Annotated in this window: 1 protein-coding gene; it reads left to right on the top strand. The window is 63.0% G+C overall.

Features of this window, described 5'->3' with window-relative positions; translation table 11 throughout:
- On the top strand, window positions 1-1,381 hold a 1,381-nt coding region (locus ACE3OH_RS22135; RefSeq protein WP_374358443.1), incomplete at its 5' end, for an ATP-binding protein.
- Between the last annotated feature and the right edge of the window lie 190 nt (window positions 1,382-1,571).

Raw genomic sequence — 1,571 nt, 5'->3', positions numbered from 1 at the left:
ATCGTCGGCCGATCAGCTCCTGGCCATCGTCAACCAGATACTCGACTTTTCCAAGATCGAAGCCGGCCTGGTCGAGGCCGAGACCATACCGTATTCACTGCACCAGCTGGTCAACGACACGGTACGGGTAGCCAGCATGCAGGCCCAGCTCAAGGGCGTGGAGGTGAGCGGCTACCTGTCGCCGGACCTGGGCGATATGCAATCGGGCGACCCGACGCGGCTGCGGCAGATTCTTACCAATCTGATCAATAACGCGATCAAGTTCACCGAGAAAGGCGAGGTACTGGTATGCGCGGTGCCGGCGGCCGAGCCGGAGCTGATCGAATTCACCGTGCAAGACAGCGGCATCGGCATACCGGCAGACCGGCTGGCGCATATTTTCGAGCCATTTTCCCAGGCCGACACCTCCACCACGCGCCGCTTTGGCGGAACCGGCCTGGGGCTTGCCATCTGCAAGGATCTGGCCGAGTTGCTGGGCGGCAGCATCTGGGTGGAAAGCACGCCGGGGATGGGCAGCACCTTTCACTTCACCATTGCGCGGCAGGCCCATCATCGCGGGCAGGAGAGCCAAGCCGGGCAGGATCAGCACTTGATCTCCCTGCAGGGTGCGCCCTTGTCGATTCTGGTAGTCGACGACAGCGAAGTGAACCGGCAGGTGGCCGAGCGCATGCTGAAAAAGCAGGCCAATTGGCGGGTGCAGACGGCCGAATCGGGCTTTGCTGCCCTGCGGCTGGCCGAGGCCCACCGCTTTGACATCATTCTGATGGACCTGAATATGCCCGGCATGGGCGGCCTGGAAACCACCGAACGGCTGCGGGTCAAGGAGAAAGAAGCCGGGCGCGAACCGGTGCCGGTGGTAGCGCTGACCGCCAGCGCATTCGACCATGTGAAGGGCAGCTGCTTTGCCGCCGGCATGAATGGCTTTGCCACCAAGCCGATCCGCCAGGCCGAGCTATTGGCGGTGATTGCCGAGCATGTGAAGTCGCCCGGCGCAATGACGCAGGCGGCGCCGGATGAACCGGCCAAGCCCAGGGAGGCGGTATTCCTGCCGCAGGCGATACTGGCCAATCTCGATGGTGACGTGGATTTCCTGCTGACCTTGGTGCGGCTGTATATCGACGACACGGCCCGCCGCCTGTCCAGCCTCGGTCCGCAGCTGTTGGCTGCCGACTACGATCACGCCTTGCAGACTGCCCATGCCATCAAGGGCGGCAGCGGCAGCATCGGCGCCACAGCCATCGCCCGCTGCGCCGAAACCATGGAGCGGCAGCTACGCGCGCAAAACCTGCACGAAGCCCGCGCCCTCTTGCTGCCGATGGATGAGATGTTCCACCAGCTATGCCAGGAAGTGGCGGAATTCCTTGCCGAGCAGCCCGCATGATCTTGCACACCCCTCGCCCGCAGGCGGGAGAGGGGCCGGGGGTGAGGGGCGATTGCAAGCATTACGGTAAATCAGCCGGCCCTCATCCGGCCCTGCGGGCCACCTTCTCCCGCTTGCGGGAGAAGGATTCGTACGCTGATTTCAGCTTTAATCAGCTGCGATAGTCGGCATTGATCTTCACATAGTCATA

It is taken from the genome of Chitinimonas sp. (assembly GCF_041904975.1).
Taxonomy (GTDB): Bacteria; Pseudomonadota; Gammaproteobacteria; order Burkholderiales; family Chitinimonadaceae; genus Chitinimonas.
The sequence above is the reverse complement of the archived record's forward strand: the minus strand, read 5'-3'. Positions and strand labels throughout refer to the sequence as shown.